At 39.0% G+C, this 18,608-nt stretch carries 16 protein-coding genes and 1 tRNA gene; 7 read left to right on the forward strand and 10 right to left on the reverse strand.

Annotation, left to right across the window (positions count from 1 at the left end; translation table 11 throughout):
• Positions 1-108: 108 nt before the first annotated feature.
• Positions 109-2,808: a DNA topoisomerase (ATP-hydrolyzing) subunit A gene (gene gyrA / locus AC27JL_RS09770; protein ID WP_008132953.1), complete on the reverse strand. Its 2,700-nt coding sequence runs from the start codon at positions 2,806-2,808 to the stop codon at positions 109-111.
• Positions 2,809-2,985: 177 nt separating this feature from the next.
• On the opposite strand from gyrA, the gene ubiG reads away from it, so the two are divergent.
• The 5 genes from ubiG (at position 2,986) to yfaE (ending at position 8,539) form a co-directional block, all read left to right on the forward strand.
• Entirely contained in the window at positions 2,986-3,696 is a 711-nt protein-coding gene (gene ubiG / locus AC27JL_RS09775) for a bifunctional 2-polyprenyl-6-hydroxyphenol methylase/3-demethylubiquinol 3-O-methyltransferase UbiG (protein WP_487195513.1), read from the forward strand.
• Positions 3,696-4,376 carry an HAD-IA family hydrolase gene (locus AC27JL_RS09780; RefSeq protein WP_487195514.1) on the forward strand — a complete coding sequence of 227 codons (681 nt, stop codon included), beginning with the start codon at positions 3,696-3,698 and terminating at the stop codon, positions 4,374-4,376. Before ubiG ends, AC27JL_RS09780 begins: the two co-directional genes overlap by 1 nt.
• A 412-nt stretch (positions 4,377-4,788) precedes the next feature.
• Entirely contained in the window at positions 4,789-7,071 is a 2,283-nt protein-coding gene (nrdA, locus tag AC27JL_RS09785) for a class 1a ribonucleoside-diphosphate reductase subunit alpha (protein ID WP_008132948.1), read from the forward strand.
• 65 nt (positions 7,072-7,136) lie between these two features.
• Positions 7,137-8,267: a class Ia ribonucleoside-diphosphate reductase subunit beta gene (gene nrdB / locus AC27JL_RS09790; protein ID WP_006794448.1), complete on the forward strand. Its 1,131-nt coding sequence runs from the start codon at positions 7,137-7,139 to the stop codon at positions 8,265-8,267.
• The gene (gene yfaE, locus AC27JL_RS09795; protein WP_010557418.1) at positions 8,267-8,539 is read left to right on the forward strand and encodes a class I ribonucleotide reductase maintenance protein YfaE; all 273 of its coding nucleotides are present in this window, start codon (positions 8,267-8,269) and stop codon (positions 8,537-8,539) included. The genes nrdB and yfaE overlap by 1 nt, the downstream gene beginning before the upstream one ends.
• Before the next feature lie 26 nt (positions 8,540-8,565).
• On the opposite strand, the gene AC27JL_RS09800 is transcribed toward yfaE, so the two are convergent.
• Positions 8,566-9,165 (reverse strand): DUF1287 domain-containing protein, encoded by a 600-nt coding sequence (locus AC27JL_RS09800; RefSeq protein ID WP_243533554.1) that lies wholly within the window; start codon positions 9,163-9,165, stop codon positions 8,566-8,568.
• 38 nt (positions 9,166-9,203) lie between these two features.
• Positions 9,204-9,632 carry a tetratricopeptide repeat protein gene (locus AC27JL_RS09805; RefSeq protein WP_243533552.1) on the reverse strand — a complete coding sequence of 143 codons (429 nt, stop codon included), beginning with the start codon at positions 9,630-9,632 and terminating at the stop codon, positions 9,204-9,206.
• Between the two features lie 358 nt (positions 9,633-9,990).
• On the opposite strand from AC27JL_RS09805, the gene AC27JL_RS09810 reads away from it, so the two are divergent.
• Together AC27JL_RS09810 and AC27JL_RS09815 are read left to right on the forward strand one after the other, a co-directional pair.
• The gene (locus AC27JL_RS09810; protein WP_487195515.1) at positions 9,991-10,377 is read left to right on the forward strand and encodes a YkgJ family cysteine cluster protein; all 387 of its coding nucleotides are present in this window, start codon (positions 9,991-9,993) and stop codon (positions 10,375-10,377) included.
• Positions 10,378-10,513: 136 nt separating this feature from the next.
• A complete protein-coding gene (locus AC27JL_RS09815; RefSeq protein WP_487195516.1) occupies positions 10,514-12,898 on the forward strand; it encodes a TonB-dependent receptor in 2,385 nt (794 codons plus the stop codon).
• Positions 12,899-13,143: 245 nt separating this feature from the next.
• Here AC27JL_RS09815 and bamJ read toward each other — a convergent pair whose 3' ends face one another.
• The 7 genes from bamJ to AC27JL_RS09850 all read right to left on the reverse strand — a co-directional run bounded on the left by bamJ (position 13,144) and on the right by AC27JL_RS09850 (position 18,474).
• Entirely contained in the window at positions 13,144-13,764 is a 621-nt protein-coding gene (gene bamJ, locus AC27JL_RS09820) for a BamJ family beta-barrel-assembly machinery protein (RefSeq protein ID WP_006794455.1), read from the reverse strand.
• A gap of 69 nt (positions 13,765-13,833) precedes the next feature.
• Positions 13,834-14,220 carry a hypothetical protein gene (locus tag AC27JL_RS09825; protein WP_006794456.1) on the reverse strand — a complete coding sequence of 129 codons (387 nt, stop codon included), beginning with the start codon at positions 14,218-14,220 and terminating at the stop codon, positions 13,834-13,836.
• A 51-nt stretch (positions 14,221-14,271) separates the two neighbouring features.
• Positions 14,272-14,362, reverse strand: a tRNA-Ser gene (locus tag AC27JL_RS09830).
• Between the two features lie 126 nt (positions 14,363-14,488).
• A complete protein-coding gene (locus AC27JL_RS09835; protein WP_006794457.1) occupies positions 14,489-14,866 on the reverse strand; it encodes a hypothetical protein in 378 nt (125 codons plus the stop codon).
• Positions 14,867-15,072: 206 nt separating this feature from the next.
• Positions 15,073-15,621, reverse strand: coding sequence for an NAD(P)H nitroreductase (locus tag AC27JL_RS09840; protein WP_006794458.1), 549 nt, complete (start codon positions 15,619-15,621; stop codon positions 15,073-15,075).
• A gap of 118 nt (positions 15,622-15,739) precedes the next feature.
• On the reverse strand, positions 15,740-16,423 hold the full coding sequence (locus AC27JL_RS09845) for an HvfX family Cu-binding RiPP maturation protein (protein ID WP_006794459.1): 684 nt from the start codon (positions 16,421-16,423) through the stop codon (positions 15,740-15,742).
• A gap of 89 nt (positions 16,424-16,512) precedes the next feature.
• Entirely contained in the window at positions 16,513-18,474 is a 1,962-nt protein-coding gene (locus tag AC27JL_RS09850; RefSeq protein WP_487195517.1) for an oxidoreductase, read from the reverse strand.
• Between the last annotated feature and the right edge of the window lie 134 nt (positions 18,475-18,608).

The raw sequence follows: 18,608 nt of genomic DNA on the forward strand, positions 1-18,608 counted from the left end.
CTCATTCCAGTAATTTAGACACTCAACATGAAAATATTAAATCCACGCTGTATTAATTTTTTTCAACAACATTAAAAAAAGCGGCCAAGGCCGCTTTTTCAATCTCAATTATTCTGAAGGAGGATTATCATCCACGACTTCATCTATAACTGTATCAACTGTTTCAACGTCTTCAGTATTGATTAAGTCACTTTCTGTAACTTCAATTTCTTCTATACGTTGTAAACCAACTACTTGCTCTTCGTCAATAGTTCTGATCAAAATAACACCTTGTGTGTTACGACCAACTGTTGAAACTTCGTTCACACGAGTACGCACTAACGTTCCGCGATTTGAAATAAGCATTATTTCGTCGTTGTCATCAACTTGAACAGCACCTACTACAGCACCATTACGCTCACTCACCTTAATTGATACAACACCTTGTGTTGCACGACTCTTAGATGGGTAATCTTCAAGTTGAGTTCGTTTACCATAACCATTTTCAGTTACAGTCAATATTGCGCCATCAGTTTTTGGCACGATGAGCGATACAACACGTTGCTCGTCGGTCATTTTAATACCGCGTACACCCGTTGCCGTTCTGCCCATTGGACGAACACCCTTGAAACGAATTTCTGGGTTACCTTCTTCGTCTAATACTGGGTTTCCATTTTCGTCAACAACAGCAGATTCTTCAGCTTCTTTAAAGCGAACAACCTTACCCGCATCGGTAAACAACATTATTTCGTTGGTACCGTCAGTAATATCAACACCAATTAAGCTATCACCCTCATTTAGGTTAACGGCAATAATACCGCTAGCACGTTGACGGCTGTAGGCTGTTAAAGGTGTTTTCTTCACTGTACCAAATGCTGTTGCCATAAAGATGTATTTATCTTCTTCGTACTCACGTACTGGCAGTATAGCGGTAATACGTTCGTCAGCTTCTAAAGGTAATAAGTTTACAATTGGCTTACCGCGTGCTGCACGGCTTGCTAGTGGTAATTGATATACTTTCAGCCAATATAAACGCCCTGCTGTAGAGAAACATAAAATAGTATCATGCGTGTTTGCAACTAAAAGACGTTCAATAAAATCTTCGTCTTTCATTTTTGTTGCAGATTTACCTTTACCACCACGACGCTGCGCTTCGTAATCAGATAACGCCTGATACTTAACATAACCTTCGTGAGAAAGCGTAACAACTACGTTTTCTTCAGTTATTAGGTCTTCAAGGCTGATATCATGCGCGGCTGCGTTGATTTCAGTGCGGCGCTCATCGCCATATTGCGCCTTAATTTCAACTAACTCGTCACGAATTACTTCCATTAAGCGCTCTGGGCTTGCCAGTATGTGTAACAGTTCAGCAATTAAATCAAGCAGTGTTTGGTATTCACTTAAGATTTTTTCGTGCTCAAGACCTGTTAGCTTGTGTAATCGTAAGTCAAGAATCGCTTGAGCTTGTTGCTCAGAAATAAAGTATTGGCCGTCGCGTATACCTAAATCATCAGCTAACCAATCTGGGCGAGCAACGTTAGCCTCACCTGCTTTTTCAAGCATTGCTTTAACATTACCTAATTCCCACGAACGTGCAGTTAACGCTATTTTTGCTTCTGCTGGTGTTGGAGACTTACGAATAAGTTCAATAATTGGGTCAATGTTGGCAAGTGCAATTGCTAGACCTTCTAGCATGTGTGCACGGTCGCGCGCTTTACGTAAATCAAATACTGTACGACGAGTTACTACTTCACGACGGTGAATAATAAACTCTTCAAGCATTTCTTTTAAATTAAAACACTTAGGCTGGTTATTGATGAGTGCAACCATGTTCATACCAAACACTGTTTGTAACTGTGTTTGTGCATATAGGTTGTTTAGAATCACTTCACCTACGTCACCACGCTTTATCTCAATAACGATACGCATACCGTCTTTATCTGATTCATCACGTAGTGCACTAATGCCTTCAATTTTTTTATCTTTAACAAGCTCCGCTATTTTTTCAATTAAGCGTGCTTTGTTAACTTGATAAGGGATTTCATGAACAATAATTGTTTCACGACCCGTTTTTTCGTCTGTTTCGATGTCAGCACGTGCACGCATGTACACTTTGCCACGACCCGTTTGATACGCTTGTTCAATCCCTTTTTTACCGTTAATGATTGCGGCTGTAGGGAAATCTGGGCCAGGAATGTAATCCATTAACTCAGTTATGGTTAAATCTGGATTAACAATTAATGCTAAACAACCATTGATAACTTCAGTTAAGTTATGTGGTGGGATGTTTGTCGCCATACCTACGGCAATACCAGAAGAACCATTTACAAGTAAATTAGGTACCTTCGTTGGTAAAACGTCAGGAATTTGCTCTGTGCCATCGTAGTTAGGAACGAAATCAACCGTTTCTTTCTCAAGATCCGCTAATAACTCATGAGACATTTTAGCCATACGTACTTCGGTGTAACGCATTGCAGCAGCTGAATCACCATCAACAGAACCAAAGTTACCCTGGCCGTCTACAAGCATATAACGAAGTGAGAATGGCTGTGCCATACGAACTATCGTGTCATAAACTGCGCTATCGCCGTGTGGGTGGTATTTACCGATTACATCACCGACAACACGTGCCGACTTTTTGTAAGGCTTGTTCCAATCATTACTAAGCTCGTTCATTGCAAACAAAACGCGGCGGTGAACTGGCTTTAAGCCATCACGTACGTCTGGTAATGCACGTCCTACAATTACACTCATTGCGTAATCTAAGTAGGAGTTTTTTAACTCGTCTTCAATATTGACTGGCAGAATTTCATTGGCGAGATCAGTCATTTGATATCACATTCCTTCAGTAGCAGCTCTTGATAACCCAGTATTAGGTTTTAAAGAGTATTGTTATTATTACTAACAGACATGCTATCACAATTAATTTTAATTTACAGGCGCAAAACTTTGCGATTTATCAATTTAGGCCTATATAATGGCCTCAGATTGACGAGGAAGTATTTTATGACCGAACATCAAAATGTAGATCACGCAGAAATAGCAAAGTTTGAAGCCATCGCAGAGCGTTGGTGGGATTTAGAGGGTGAGTTTAAACCTCTTCACGAAATTAATCCGTTACGCCTAGATTTTATTGCAAATAAAACGCAAGGTTTATTTGATAAAGAAACACTCGATGTTGGCTGTGGTGGGGGTATTTTAAGCGAAAGTATGGCACGTATGGGGGCAAAGGTAACAGGTATTGATATGGGACAAGAGCCTTTGACTGTCGCTAAATTACACAGCCTAGAAACGGGTGTTAATGTAGATTACATAAAAATACCCGCAGAACAGTTTGCTGAAGAACACCCTGAACGATTTGACGTTGTTACCTGTATGGAAATGCTCGAACACGTTCCAGACCCTGCTTCAATTATTCACGCCGTTGCCAAACTTGCAAAACCTGGCGCTGATGTTTTTTTCTCTACTCTCAATAAAACACCGAAAGCCTACTTGTACGCAATTGTAGGTGCTGAAAAACTATTAAAAATGGTTCCAGAGGGAACTCACGATCACAAAAAGTTTATTAAACCGGCGCAGCTAATTGCGTGGGCCGAGCAAGCGGGCTTAAAAGTACGTGCAAGCTCAGGACTTTCGTATAACCCCTTCTCTAAACAATACACACTTAATAATGATGTTAGTGTTAATTATATCCTTCATTTTGAGAAGTTGGTGTAATGAAGAGCGCAGGTTCATCATTAGAACTTTATCAATATGATGCGTTTTTGTTTGATTTAGACGGCACCTTACTCGACACAGCTGACGATTTAGGCGCTGCACTTAATAGTGTACTAAGAGCAAATAAAATTGCCGAAGTAACAAGCGAAATATATCGCCCAGCGGCTTCCAATGGTGCGGCAGCTTTATTGGAAGCGGGTTTTAAAGAGTTGTGGCCCTCTCTTGCACAAGCACAGTTGATAAAACAATTGGTCGATAGCTATGCCCAAAACATTGCGAAATACACCCAATGCTTTGCCGGTATTGAACCACTACTGATCTCACTTGATCACAAAAAGATCAAATGGGGGATCATGACAAACAAGCCTGGCTTTTTAACTGAGCCGCTTGTCGCTGCGATCCCCGCTTTAAAAAATGCGGCAGTTGTTATTAGCGGTGATACGCTTGAAGAAGCCAAACCCTCTCCTCTACCTTTACTTCATTGCGCAAAACTAATGGACGTAATACCAGCTCGCTGTTTATACATAGGTGATGCCGAGCGAGACATTCAAGCTGGTAAAGCAGCAGGTATGCCTACAGCTACTGCTCTGTGGGGGTACATTCCAAGCGATGCAGAAGCACTTACTTGGAAAGCTGATTTTAACTGGCGTAGCCCTATTGACGCATTTAACCATATATAGTGCCCATTTTAGATATAAACACTATATATTGTGATTGTGTTAGTTTTTACGCAAAGCTTGATGATAAAAAAAGCAGCCGAAATTTATTTTCAAAATGTGTAAATTTAGTCGATCCTGAGTTGATTTTTAAAAATTTCAACTTCAATGAATGATCAAAGGTTAATGCCTACTAACACAAATACGTTATCCCAACGTTATCCACAAATAGGGGCAATTATGCCCCTTGCAAATCAACTCAGACCACACTATCTTGTGATCTCTAAATTGAACAACACCAGATATTGTGGCCAAATGTTATTCAATTAAATTTACCTCATTGGGTAAAACTTATAAAAAATGAGCACTACTTCTCTTTTTGAGACGTACAACATTGGTCAAAAATACATTATCCCCAAGGAATACAGGCAAAGCTATGAACCAACAGTTATCTGTAAGCAAACGTGACGGGCGCAAAGAGCCTCTTGATCTTGATAAGATCCATCGCGTTATAGAATGGGCCGCCGAAGGTTTAAATAACGTTTCGGTTTCACAGGTTGAATTAAAGTCACATATTCAATTTTATGATGGTATTCGTACAAAAGATATTCACGAAACGATTATCAAAGCGGCTGCCGATCAGATTTCTAAAGAATCACCTGATTACCAGTATCTTGCTGCACGTTTAGCTGTATTCCACTTACGTAAAAAAGCATACGGTCAATTTGAGCCACCGCGTTTATTTGACCATGTAACAAAAATGGTGAGTGATAAACGTTACGATGCTCACTTACTTGCTGATTACACAGAGCAAGAATTTGACGAATTAGACGAATACCTTGATCACTCACGCGATCTTAATTTTAGTTACGCTGCAGTTAAGCAATTAGAAGGTAAATACCTAGTTCAAAACCGTGTAACGGGTGAAATTTATGAAAGCGCACAGTTTTTATATATTTTAGTGGCTGCAAGCTTATTTGCAGATTACCCACGAGAAACACGAGTTTCATACATAAAACGTTTTTACGACGCGGTATCGTTATTTAAAATTTCATTGCCTACGCCAATCATGGCTGGTGTACGTACGCCTACTCGTCAATTTAGCTCTTGCGTACTTATTGAGTGTGGCGACAGCCTTGATTCAATCAATGCTACATCGTCAGCTATTGTAAAATATGTTTCTCAGCGTGCTGGTATCGGTATTAATGCTGGTCGTATCCGTGCATTAGGAAGCCATATCCGTAATGGCGAAGCATACCACACAGGTTGTATCCCTTTTTACAAGCACTTTCAAACAGCTGTTAAGAGTTGTTCGCAAGGTGGTGTTCGCGGCGGCGCAGCAACCCTATTCTACCCGCTATGGCATTTAGAAGTAGAGAACCTTTTAGTTCTTAAAAATAACCGGGGTGTTGATGACAACCGTGTTCGTCATTTAGATTACGGCGTACAGTTTAATAAGTTAATGTATTCTCGTTTGATTAAAGACGATTACATCACGTTATTTAGCCCATCAGATGTGCCAGGTCTTTACGATGCGTTTTTTGAAGATCAAGACGAATTTGATGCATTATATGTTAAATACGAACAAGACGAGTCAATTCGTAAAAAGCGTATTAAAGCCATTGAATTGTTCTCTGTGTTTGCACAAGAGCGTGCAAGTACTGGCCGCATATACTTACAGAATGTAGATCACTGTAATACACATAGCCCGTTTATAGCGAAAGTTGCGCCAATTCGTCAGTCTAACTTGTGTTTAGAAATTGCATTACCGACTAAACCACTTAACAACGTTAACGACGAAGAAGGCGAAATTGCATTATGTACATTGTCTGCTTTCAACCTAGGTGCGCTTGAGTCTCTAGATGAACTAGAAGAGCTTGCGGAGCTAGCAGTACGTGCACTCGATAACTTACTCGACTTCCAAGACTACCCAGTACCAGCTGCCAAAAACGCAACAATGGGACGTCGTACGTTAGGAATAGGTGTAATCAACTATGCCTACTACTTAGCTAAAAATGGTAAGCGTTATTCAGACGGCAGTGCAAATGCACTAACACATAAAACATTCGAAGCTATTCAATACTACTTGATGAAAGCGTCAAACGAACTTGCAAAAGAACGTGGTGCATGTCCTAAGTTTAACGAAACAACGTATTCTCAAGGTATTATGCCTACAGATACGTATAAAACAGACTTAGATAAAATTTGTGATGAGCCACTGCACCTTGATTGGGATGCACTACGTAAGAGCATACAAGAACACGGTATGCGTAACTCAACACTAAGCGCATTAATGCCATCAGAAACGTCATCGCAAATCTCGAACGCAACAAATGGTATCGAGCCACCACGCGGTCACATTAGTGTTAAAGCAAGTAAAGATGGTATTTTAAAACAAGTTGTACCTGAGTACGAACGTTTGAAAGACAACTATGAGTTACTTTGGGACATACCTTCTAATGATGGTTACTTACAGCTTGTCGGTATCATGCAAAAATTTGTTGACCAAACTATTTCTGCAAACACAAATTATGATCCAAATAAATTTGAAGGCGGTAAAGTACCTATGAAAGTCTTATTAAAAGACTTACTTAGCGCCTACAAATTGGGGGTCAAAACGTTGTATTACCATAATACCCGTGATGGCGCATCTGATGCACAAGACGACACTCCAGAAGTGGAAGATGACGATTGTGCAGGCGGCGCGTGTAAAATATAGTCGTTAATTTTATCTTAAGCGGGCATACAGCCCGCTTTGTTCTGATAGTTTTTTGAGTGATAAACATGTCTTATACTACTTTTAGTCGTAATCATAATAACCAAATGCAAGAGCCAATGTTTTTTGGCCAGACCGTTAACGTATCGCGTTACGATCAACAAAAATATCCTATTTTTGAAAAGTTAATTGAAAAGCAACTGTCTTTCTTTTGGCGACCAGAAGAAGTAGATGTGAGTAAAGACCGTTTAGATTTTCAGGCGCTACCAGAGCATGAAAAGCACATATTTTTAAGTAACTTAAAATATCAAACACTGCTTGATAGTGTACAAGGCCGCTCTCCTAACGTTGCGCTACTACCTATCGTGTCTATCCCAGAACTTGAAACCTGGATAGAAACGTGGGCATTTAGTGAAACAATTCACAGCCGTTCATACACGCACATTATTCGTAACGTAACACAATCACCAGAGCTTATTTTTGATGACATCGTTAGCAACGATAAAATTAGCGAGCGCGCTGATGCAGTAACGACTTATTACGATGATTTAATTAACTCTGTTTCACTTTACAACCTTTACGGTGAAGGCAAGCATGAAATCAACGGTAAAACAGTGGTTGTAAACTTATTCGAGCTGAAAAAGAAACTTTACCTCGCTATGATGTCGGTAAACATTCTTGAAGCAATTCGTTTTTATGTCAGCTTTGCTTGTTCATTTGCATTTGCTGAGCGTGAACTTATGGAAGGTAACGCTAAGATAATTAAACTAATTGCACGTGACGAAGCACTTCATCTTTCGGGTACACAGCATATTTTAAATATCATGCAAGACGGCAAAGACGATCCAGAAATGGCAATCGTTGCAGCTCAATGTCGCGATGAAGCAATTAAAATGTTTGTACAAGCTGCCGAGCAAGAGAAAGAATGGGCAGAGTACCTATTCAAAGATGGCTCTATGATTGGCTTAAACAAGCATATTTTATGTCAGTATGTTGAATATATTACTAACGCACGTATGACTGCTATTGGTTTGCCAGCCCAATTTGAAAACAACAGTAACCCTATCCCATGGATCAACTCATGGTTAGTGTCTGATAATGTTCAGGTTGCACCACAAGAGGCAGAAATTAGTTCATACCTTGTAGGTCAAATAGATTCACAAGTTGATGCTGCTGAATTTGGTGACTTTGACTTATAATGAATAACGAAACGACTGCAAGTGTTACACTTGCAGAAAACAGCCAGCGCATTGAATATAGCCCTGGCTGCCCTTCTCTTTTACACTGCTTAGAATCTCAAAAAATAGACGTTGCTTATCAATGTCGTGAAGGCTACTGCGGTGCTTGCAGAGCAACTTTAGTATCTGGCAATGTTAAATATAATGAAGAGCCACTCGCGTTTGTTCGTGATGGTGAAATACTTTTATGCTGTAGCAAGCCAAACGGCAATATAAGTATTAATCTAAAATAATTAATAGCTTTATAACAGCCCCATCTTTACTGGGCATTATAATGTTTATTAGTAAAACGATAATGACCAGTAATCTTATAATCAAATAGCATTTCGCTTATTTCTGGTCCTCGCCCTATATTATGTACAATTTGAACATTCTCGGCGCTGCTTAAAGCTTCCGTAACAACCATGCCTATATGGGGTAAGTTACCGGGTAACATCCAAGTAACTATATCACCAACTTTATAATCACGTGAGTTACTTGAAATAGTTAACTCTGTGCCTTGACGCTTAAAAAATACTTGAAGGTTAGGTACACGCCTGTGGTCGATATTTTTATCAGGTTTTTTTAAACCCCAAATTCGCTCAGACGGATACATCACAAAATTTGCTCGAATATCTTCATGTACTCTTTGTTGTAAATCCACACCCAATTGGCTGTAAGCGCGAATAATAACATCGGTACACACACCAATATTACTTGGTACATCACCACCGGGATAGGTCATTGAATAATAACTGCCGTCATAAGTAATATTGTGTGTTGTTCTTTCAATCAGAGCTGCGGATATTTGCTGATTGAAAGAGTTAGCAAACGAACAAAAAGGTAAAAACGTAAATAAATATAAACCGTATTTAAACATAATCACCCTTTTAAAAACGCTATACGCCAAAGCTTTAATTAGCCTTCTTCTTCAACAAGTGACTCTAACAAGTCATGAATCTCTGCTTTAAGTACTTTGTCTTCTATTTTATTTGCACTGACTTTGGCACTTTGAAGATTTTTTATAGCCTCTTCTTTTTGGCCCATCTCAAGTTGTAGTGTCGCCATAGAAAAAGCAACCGACGACATATGGTCTTTATTATTAATAGCAATAGATTTTGCTAGTGCCTTCTCGTAGGTAGTAATAGCATCTTCTAACTCTTCTGTAAAATCAGCCAGTGTTTCCCACTGAACAGGATGATCTTTAGAGGTATTTTCGTTTTCTTCACAAATTGCTTTTAGTTTAGAAAAAAGTAACTCAAAGCGTTTGCGATCATTTTTATTCGCCGCACTCATTAATTCTTCAGCCAAATCATGTACCGCTTTGTATACTTTTGTATTCATCATTACTTATCACCCCTAATGTATTTATGCTTAAAATAGCAAAATATAAATTTAAATGGCTCATTAAATATGCCCTTAGGCCGATCATACAACATTAAAGTGTATAGCAAACGATTTAACTCCAGGGGCAGTAGCTAAAAATGTATTTTTGATAAGGTTTACCTATTTTATAGATAGTAGAGCGCTCTAAAAGACTTAACTATTGTGGATTTGTAAATATCAGAACGAAAAAGAATATTTGTTAAGCTTCTTCAGGCTATAAACTTAAATGCTTAGGGTTAATAAAAAATAATAATTTCAAACAATTTAACACGAGCTGTTAAACTAAAAATTGTAAAAACTATATAAAGATAAATAAATCATGAAAGAGTGTAACCAGTGTGGTAAGTGCTGTACCAAATATGGTGGTGGTGACCTCGACGTATCATCAGAAGAAATTGAAATGTGGGCGCTCTTTAATCCCGAGATTTATCAATATGTACAAAACAATAAAATTTGGTTTGATCCGAACACAGGTGATAAATTAAATAACTGCCCATTTTTAGCAATTGAACCTAAAAAAGATGAAGGTGATCGCGATAAATTCATATGTAATATTTACCTAGACCGACCTGAAGATTGCCGCCAATACCCTAGCCTAATAGCCGAAATGCTACGTGACGAATGTGAAATGCTAGAGCCTACTGACTTAAAAAACCAAAAACGTGCACAATACAAGCTTGATGTACTAATGATTGATAGCAGATAAAATACCAACCTGAGTGATTTATCATCATTTTTAGTTGATTAAACGCAAATGCAAAAGTTATAGTATAACATTGTTGATTCAAAAATTATGAACTGTTATATTATATCACAACATGTAATCACCAAATAATTTACTAATGACAAAGTTAACATTAATTTCTTCTGCCATTTTATCGGTTTTATGCACCCAATCCGCCCTAGCTGCAACAATAACAGGTAAGGTAATAAACGATAAAAATCAACCTATTGAAAACGCTTCCATTCATGTTCATGGAAAAAATCAAACTATAAAAAGTAATGAGCTTGGCGAATTCTCAATTGAAATTGACGCTAACAGCCAACTTCATATCAGCAAAGACAACTACGTAGATTCAAGAATAACGGTTACTGAATCGTCAAACAATGTCACGGTTTCACTTTTACCAACCTCGGTTGAAACCGTTGTGGTTTATGCATCTGCGCTACACAAAAGCAGCTTAGAAATGATTTCACCGGTAAGCGTTCTGTCGGGTGATGAGTTAAGAAATAAATCTAAACCAACACTTGGCGAAACACTAAAAGGTTTACCTGGTGTTAATGCAAGCTACTTTGGCCCTGTATCCTCAAGCCCTATTATTCGAGGTTTAGATGGTCCTCGCGTTAAAATCACCCAAAACGGATTAGATGCTAGTGATGCATCGCGCATTGGACCAGACCATGCAACCTCAAGCGACAGCTTAGCAGCTGAACAAATTGAAGTACTTCGTGGACCAAGTACACTTTTGTATGGCTCAGGTGCAATTGGTGGTGTGGTAAATGTGGTTGATAACCGTATTCCAACGAGTAATTTAGATGATTTAACCGGTGCCGCTGAGTACAGCCATGACACGGTTTCTAACTCAAATACCGTGGCCGCAAAACTAGAAACAGGAAATGACGGATTTAACTTTCATTTTGATGGGACTAAACGCAGTGGCGATGACTATGAAACGCCTACATTTACAGTAACTGACGAAGATGGCGACATAGAAACTGAAAACTCAGTAAAAAACACGTTTATTGATAGCGAAACACTAAATTTTGGTACTAGCTACGTTAGCGAGCACCTTACTGTTGGATTTTCTTACGGTAGTATAGAAACTGACTATGGAATACCTGGACATGAACATCATCATGAGCATGATCACGAAGGTGAAACTGAAGAAGAACATGCAGAACATGAGGATGAAAAAGAAGGCGAAGAAGCTGTTTTTGCACAGCTAGAGCAAGACCGTTGGCAAGGCTTAGTCAGCTATGCGCTTCACAATTACTGGATAGAGACAATCAACCTACGTATAGGTTATACAGACTATTCACACAGTGAAATTGAAGATGGTGAAATTGGTACCACGTTCACTAATAAAACTACCGAAGCGCGTTTAAACGTAGAACATAAGTTCGCGGACTGGCATGGTATGTTAGGCTATCATTACAGCGATTCTGACTACGACGCAATTGGTGATGAAGCATTTACTCCAGCCAGTATAACAACCTCAAATGCACTTTATGTGTTAGAAGAACGCGTGTTTGGTGATGTAACTTTAGAGCTTGGAGCTCGTATTGAAGATTACAAAATTGAAAGTAATATATCTTCAGCTGAGCATCATCATGACCATGATGAAGAAGTTGAAGAAGAACATGAAGAAGAGATAATTGCCTACAGTGAAAGCTTTACTAACGTAAGTGCATCTGCAGGGGCTATTTGGCAATATACGCCAGGACAAAGTTTAGCACTGAGTCTATCTCATTCTGAGCGTGCGCCGCTTTCTGCTGAGCTGTTATCTAATGGCCTACACATTGCAACAGGTACTTACGAACTTGGCTTAGGTTACCACATCGAAGATAACGAAGCCCACTTTGAACCTGAGGACATTAAACAAGAAAAATCAACTAACCTTGATTTAAGCTTTAGACGCTTTAGTGGAGATTTTGGTTACACTGTAAACTTTTTCTATAACGATATTAAAAATTTCTATTTCCAAGAAAATACGGGCTTAGTTTACGGTGAAGAAGAGGGTTTAGAATCAGCTGTTGGTGCACACGACGATGCAGTGGCTGTTTACCAATTTAAAAGTAAAGATGCAGAGCTCTATGGATTTGAGTTCGATGCACACTACCAAATTACACCAAACACAATGGTTAAAGTATTTGGTGACTCTACCCGCGCTAAACTTAAAAGTAATGAAGGCAACTTGCCGCGTATACCAGCAAATAAGTTAGGCTCTGAGTTACAGTATGATTTAGGTAACCTACAACTAACGTTAACTGGCACACATTACTTCGATCAAAATGATATCACTGCGTTTGAAAGCCAAACGGATGGTTATACTTTATTTGATGCTCAAGCTAACTACCAATTAGGGTTAGGTGCTGTTGATGCTCAATTTTATATAAATGTTGATAACCTGACTGATGAGCTTGGGTTTGTTCATACCTCATTTATAAAAGATAAAGCCCCTCTTCCAGGTAGAAATATTCGCTTGGGTGTTCGCGGCTACTTTTAATCATTAAAAGCTATGCTTTGAGATTAAAGTGTTTAATTAATAACTCCCTTTTGAAACCGCATTTTTAAATGCGGTTTTTTTTAATGACTTGCTTTGTAATTGGCGTTTGGCGTTTGGCGTTTGGCGTTAATCATTTTAAAAGTGACTATGCGTATTGCCTGACAATAATTAAAGGTAATTTTTATAGGCACAAAAAAACCGCGCTAATAATAAGCGCGGTTTTTTAACTAACTTAATAACGACTATTAAGAAAGGATTTCGTGTAGCTCAACATCAAATACAAGCGTTGAGAAAGGTGCAATTGCAGCACCTGCACCACGTTCACCATAAGCTAGCTCATGAGGAACGTAAATACGCCATTTAGTGCCTACTGGCATCATTTGTAAAGCTTCAGTCCAACCTTTGATCACGCCACCTACAGGGAATTCAGCTGGTTGACCGCGCTCGTAAGAGCTATCAAATACTGTACCGTTAATTAATGTACCGTGGTAATCAACACGTACTGTAGACTCAGCAGTTGGCTTTTCGCCTTCACCTGTTGCTAATACTTCATATTGAAGACCAGACTCAGTAACAGTGATTTCAGGACGTTTTGCGTTTTCTTCTAAGAATGCAATACCTTCAGCAGAAAGTACTTTTGACTCTTCTTCACGACGAGCTTGAATCTCTTCGTTAACTTTTTCAAATGCAGCTTGGATCTCTGGGATCTCAACTTGAAAAGCGCTACCTGCGTACGCATCTTTCATGCCTTCAAACACTGAATTTAGGTTTAAGCCTTCAAAAGGATTAGACTTAAGTTGCTCACCCATTTGTAAGCCAATACCGTAACTTGCTTTTTCAGCATCTGTAGTAAAATTATCTGACATAATGTGTTTTTCACGTTTTGTTAGTTAAAAGACATGAGTATGCTATCACAAAATAACGCACGTTTGGTGCTAGTTTTTATTGAGTTTTACCTTTAACAGACCAACAATAAAGCAACTAAGTATCAAACTGAATAAAAATCCGGCAAGCAATGAAAAAGTTAATAAACTAGCGGTGCCGCCAATAATAATTGGTACAGCGACTAATCCAACTACACCAATAAAAACTGAGGCAACTAGGGGCCATTTTGTATCGTACTTAGTAATTAAGTGGGCCACTAAAATATTAAAACCTACACCATATGCAAACGCTGTAATTAATGGGTGTTCTGGTTGTGCATCGGCTGCCATTTTAATTAGTACGCTCATACCGCTTTGGTAACAGTAACCAAACACGGTCCATAAAAGAATGTGTTTTAAAAGCTGTGCACTCATAGGAATAGTTGCTTTGTCTGTCATTTATCAAACCCCAGATAGCAAAAAACCGCCATAAGGCGGTTTTTTAAATAATGGTGGAGAGATAGGGATTTGAACCCTAGATAGGCTACAAACCTATGCCGGTTTTCAAGACCGGTGCATTCGACCACTCTGCCATCTCTCCGTACGGCGCGAATAATATGGGTTATCGAGATATTTGTAAAGCTTTAAATGTAAAAAAATAAAATTTAATCTAGTAGCGTAAAAAAACTATCACTTATTCATTTTAAGATTTTAAAAATAGCGGTTACTAATAATACTGTTTAGGCCTACGCGCAATCCAAGAACACACTAAGCAAACCAACAAGCTCAATGAGAAAAAAGTAACCCCTTGAAAAATTAAATCAAAACGGTTTAAGTCGTCACTTGGCACAATGACAAACATAAAAGTAGGCAGAATACTCAACATAAGTACATAACAACACACTTTAAATGCACGTCCAAAATCAAATCGTTTAGATTGTTGCATCCACCAAGTAAGTAGTACCAATACACTGACGGCTGAACCGGCAATAAAAGGGGCAGCATTTGTACTCATTGCTACATATAACGTAACAAACGCACCTAGAAGCCCCCAAATTGACCAAGCGAGCCAGTTTTCTTTTTCACGTAAAAATAAATTTCCCATAATTTAAGTCTTCTTTATCGTTATTATTTTGAGACTCTCCATACATTATCAAAAAACAACCGATTAAAAAACAATCTGCAGAAGAATTATCAAGTTATTTAGCATCCATGCCCTTCTTGCAGTTTCTCACTAACATTGATAATCAGTGATTAAAATTTATACTCAATTATAAGTGACCCTATATGTATGTAAAAGTTCACACTTATTTATAAATCCGTAAAATAAGTTTCCGGTTTATGTCTTGGAGATTTTTTACAATCGACGGCAGGTGTACCTATATACAAGTAACCCACAATTTCATCTAACTCGTTTAAATTAAGCGCTAGCTTAACCGCATTACTTTGTGCAAAATAACCCGTGCGCCAAATACCCCCTAACCCTTGTGCAAATGCGGCTTGTTGCATTGCAAGTACGCTACACCCTGCGCTTTGCACTTGCTCGATACGAGGAACTTTAGGATGTTGTTGATATTTAGCAATGGCAATGATGATCATTGGAGCACGAAGCGGTAATTCTTTAGCTCGGTTTATAACTTTATCTTCTTGTTGCTCTGCCACAGCACTCTCGTGGTAAATCGACCCTAACTTTTCACGCGCTTGCCCTTCAACAACAATAAATTGCCATGGCGCTATGCAACCATGATCGGGGACACGAAGTGCAGCTTGTTTAATAATATTAAGCTGCTCAATTGATGGGCCTGGCTCTGTTAGTTTTGAGTCAGATTGGCGAGTTAATAAAAGCTCAATAGCGTCCATAATTATTTCTCGATATTTAAAACGCTAGGGTAACATTTTAAGTCTGTGTTGATAAATATTGAAATAAAAACGCCAGCAAAAAATAATTTTTGCTGGCGTATATAAACTTACGTTAAATTTACTCTTTAAAGACACTTCTTCTGAGCCAATAATCAACGCTAACAAAGCGCCCACCTCCGGTGAAAAATAAACTCAGCAGCATTGCGAAATAAATGGCAGCAAATTCTATCCCATTATTTAAAATTGAAGGTTTACCTTTTTCGTACAGGTAATCTACAAACCCATGCTCATCGACTATTGATCGTATTTTGCCAATTCGCTCTTGTACTTCAACTGAGTTTTCAAGACTTTCTTTGGCGCCGGGTATAGACAACCAATCAAGTACCTGAGCTGCACTCGTGTCAGGGTTAGTCGGAGCAATTGCAAACCAGCCGTTGTGCCAATGCACTGATGTTGCAGCAACAACCATAGTAAACATTAGAGGAATACTTACGAGGCGAGTCAATAGGCCTAATAATAAAAACCAACCTCCCAAAAATTCGCTCCAACCAGCTAAAAATGCAAGTAAGTCGGGAAACGGTAAACCCAAGCCCCATTCACTATTTCCAAACCATTGCACAACATCAGGTGATGCTAATAAATTATTGAAAAAGCCAGTAGCATCGCCGCTGATGGCGAGCTTATTATAACCCGCGATAATCATCACAGGGGCTAAAATTAATCTAAAAAGTAAAGGAGGTAACCCATCTAAAAATGATAGTTTACCTATTGCAGCTACGTAGAAGCGAGTCAGTGTGTTCATGCGTATCCTGTGTTTAATGTTTATTTAGTTATAGACTATAAACAACCAAGACCGCATGAATTACCAAACTATTTCAACTTGTCGAAAGGTTAAATACTTCTCGCTATTTGAAGGGCTTCAAAAATAGCGCGCTTAGCATCAATTGCAGCAGCGAGTTTAGCGCCACCAATAACGTGTACTTTAGCGTTTTCAGCATGAGGCTTTACAACTTCATCATTTGAAACTTGACCAATACACGCAATAACAGTGTCGACCGGTAAAACCTGAGTTTCACCACCAACTGTAATAGTTAAACCCTTGCTATCAAAGCTTTGATACTGACAATCTGCAATTTGTTTTACACCATGCTGCTTAGCTACTTGACGATGGATCCAACCTGTTGTTTTTCCAAGTTCACTACCAAATCGGCCAGCGCTTCTTTTTAACATGTACAACTGACGCTCGTCTTTGTGTGGCTTCGGTTCACATTCAATTCCCCACTGCGTTTTAAACTCATCAATGGTTTGTGATTTATGTTCACTTAAAAATGCCACCATATCAAAACCAATGCCGCCAGCACCTAAAATGGCAATAGAGTTGCCTAACTCGACTTCGCCACGAATTACTTCATCGTATGCAAATACGCGTTTGTTATCACCACATTTAATTGACGCCTCACGTGGGCGAACACCCGTTGCAAATACAATATCGTCGTACTGTGTCAGCATTGACTCGTTGTATGACGTTTCGAGTTTAACCGCTACATCTAAACGTTCTAGCTCATTAATAAAGTATGCCAGTGTATGATTAAAGTCTTCTTTGCCAGGTATTTGCATGGCTAAATTAAATTGGCCACCCATTTGCGCTTTTTGGTCAATCAAAGTGACCTTATGACCTTTTTGAGCCAAATAACAACTTGCGGATAAGCCAGCAGGGCCTGCGCCCACAACAAGTACATTTTTTGAGTTTGTCGCTTTATTGAGCGGGTAATCAAGCTCAAAAGCCGCTTGAGGATTAACCAAGCAGGTTGCACGTTTATTTTTAAATACATGATCTAAACAGCCTTGGTTACAGCCAATACAAATGTTAATTTGTTTTGTTTGATCGTTTTGATATTTATTAAAAAACTCAGGATCAGCTAATAAAGGTCTAGCCATTGATATGAGGTCGGCTTCACCCGCATTTAAAATGTCATTTGCAATGTCAGGTGTATTAATACGGTTTACTGCAATGACTGGAACGCTAACAACACTTTTTAAGCGCTTAGACGCTTCTTTAAAGGCTCCTGGTGGAACCATACTAGCAATCGTAGGAACGCGCGCTTCATGCCAGCCAATACCCGTATTAAAAATATCAACCCCGGCTTTTTCAAGTTCAGTGGCTTGAATAACCACTTCATCAGGAGTGGACCCATCAGGGATTAGATCCATAACTGACAGTCTAAATATAATTAAAAATTTATCAGATACTTTAGCCCTAACCGCTTTGACTATTTCAAGCGCTAGGCGCATTCTGTTTTCAAGGCTTCCACCAAATTCGTCTTCGCGTTTGTTGGTGTGTGGCGCCATGAATTCATTAATCAAATAACCTTCAGATCCCATTACCTCAACGCCATCATACCCAGCTTTTTCAGCCATATAAGCAGAGTGCGCAAAGTCTTTAATCGTTTTTTTAATTGAGCTCAGTGACATTTCTTTAGGCTTGTAGGGATTAATTGGAGCCCGAATAGCACTAGGTGCCTGATTGAAAGGATGATAAGCATAGCGCCCCGCATGCAGTAACTGTAAACAAATTTTCCCACCATGTTTATGAACAGCGTCTGTGTATGCGCGATGCTTAAAAACATCATAATAACTGTTAAAAGAAGACGATATTGGCGTTAACTTGCCTCGCAGGTTCGGGCTATAGCCACCGGTAATGAGCATGGCTGTGCCGCCTTTTGCACGGGCTTCATAAAATGCACGTAAACGTTTTCTGTTATGCCATCCCTCTTCGAGGCCCGTATGCATTGAGCCCATAACTAATCTGTTTCGTAATTGTGTGTGTTTTAATTTTAGTTGTTGTTCTAACATCTCATGCCCCATTAACTGGTCTAACCTGTGTAGATTCACTAATTCTGCTTTAATGATAACGAATAAGCAATATTTGCATGTATTTAATTAATACTTAAGACACGCTTAAAATACGTACTCATCTCAAAATTACT

This window comes from Pseudoalteromonas sp. 4NS20-0020 (genome assembly GCF_057554385.1).

Excerpts from the sequence above, each read along its gene's own strand:
- AC27JL_RS09835 (WP_006794457.1), bottom strand. The coding sequence starts at position 14,866 with ATGGGAAATTTATTTTTACGTGAAAAAGAAAACTGGCTCGCTTGGTCA.
- AC27JL_RS09805 (WP_243533552.1), bottom strand. The coding sequence starts at position 9,632 with ATGATGAATACAAAAGTATACAAAGCGGTACATGATTTGGCTGAAGAA.
- AC27JL_RS09815 (WP_487195516.1), top strand. The coding sequence starts at position 10,514 with ATGACAAAGTTAACATTAATTTCTTCTGCCATTTTATCGGTTTTATGC.
- nrdA (WP_008132948.1), top strand. The coding sequence starts at position 4,789 with ATGAACCAACAGTTATCTGTAAGCAAACGTGACGGGCGCAAAGAGCCT.
- gyrA (WP_008132953.1), bottom strand. The coding sequence starts at position 2,808 with ATGACTGATCTCGCCAATGAAATTCTGCCAGTCAATATTGAAGACGAG.
- AC27JL_RS09845 (WP_006794459.1), bottom strand. The coding sequence starts at position 16,423 with ATGAACACACTGACTCGCTTCTACGTAGCTGCAATAGGTAAACTATCA.
- AC27JL_RS09780 (WP_487195514.1), top strand. The coding sequence starts at position 3,696 with ATGAAGAGCGCAGGTTCATCATTAGAACTTTATCAATATGATGCGTTT.
- AC27JL_RS09825 (WP_006794456.1), bottom strand. The coding sequence starts at position 14,220 with ATGACAGACAAAGCAACTATTCCTATGAGTGCACAGCTTTTAAAACAC.
- yfaE (WP_010557418.1), top strand. The coding sequence starts at position 8,267 with ATGAATAACGAAACGACTGCAAGTGTTACACTTGCAGAAAACAGCCAG.
- ubiG (WP_487195513.1), top strand. The coding sequence starts at position 2,986 with ATGACCGAACATCAAAATGTAGATCACGCAGAAATAGCAAAGTTTGAA.
- AC27JL_RS09840 (WP_006794458.1), bottom strand. The coding sequence starts at position 15,621 with ATGGACGCTATTGAGCTTTTATTAACTCGCCAATCTGACTCAAAACTA.
- AC27JL_RS09850 (WP_487195517.1), bottom strand. The coding sequence starts at position 18,474 with ATGTTAGAACAACAACTAAAATTAAAACACACACAATTACGAAACAGA.
- nrdB (WP_006794448.1), top strand. The coding sequence starts at position 7,137 with ATGTCTTATACTACTTTTAGTCGTAATCATAATAACCAAATGCAAGAG.
- AC27JL_RS09810 (WP_487195515.1), top strand. The coding sequence starts at position 9,991 with ATGAAAGAGTGTAACCAGTGTGGTAAGTGCTGTACCAAATATGGTGGT.
- bamJ (WP_006794455.1), bottom strand. The coding sequence starts at position 13,764 with ATGTCAGATAATTTTACTACAGATGCTGAAAAAGCAAGTTACGGTATT.
- AC27JL_RS09800 (WP_243533554.1), bottom strand. The coding sequence starts at position 9,165 with ATGTTTAAATACGGTTTATATTTATTTACGTTTTTACCTTTTTGTTCG.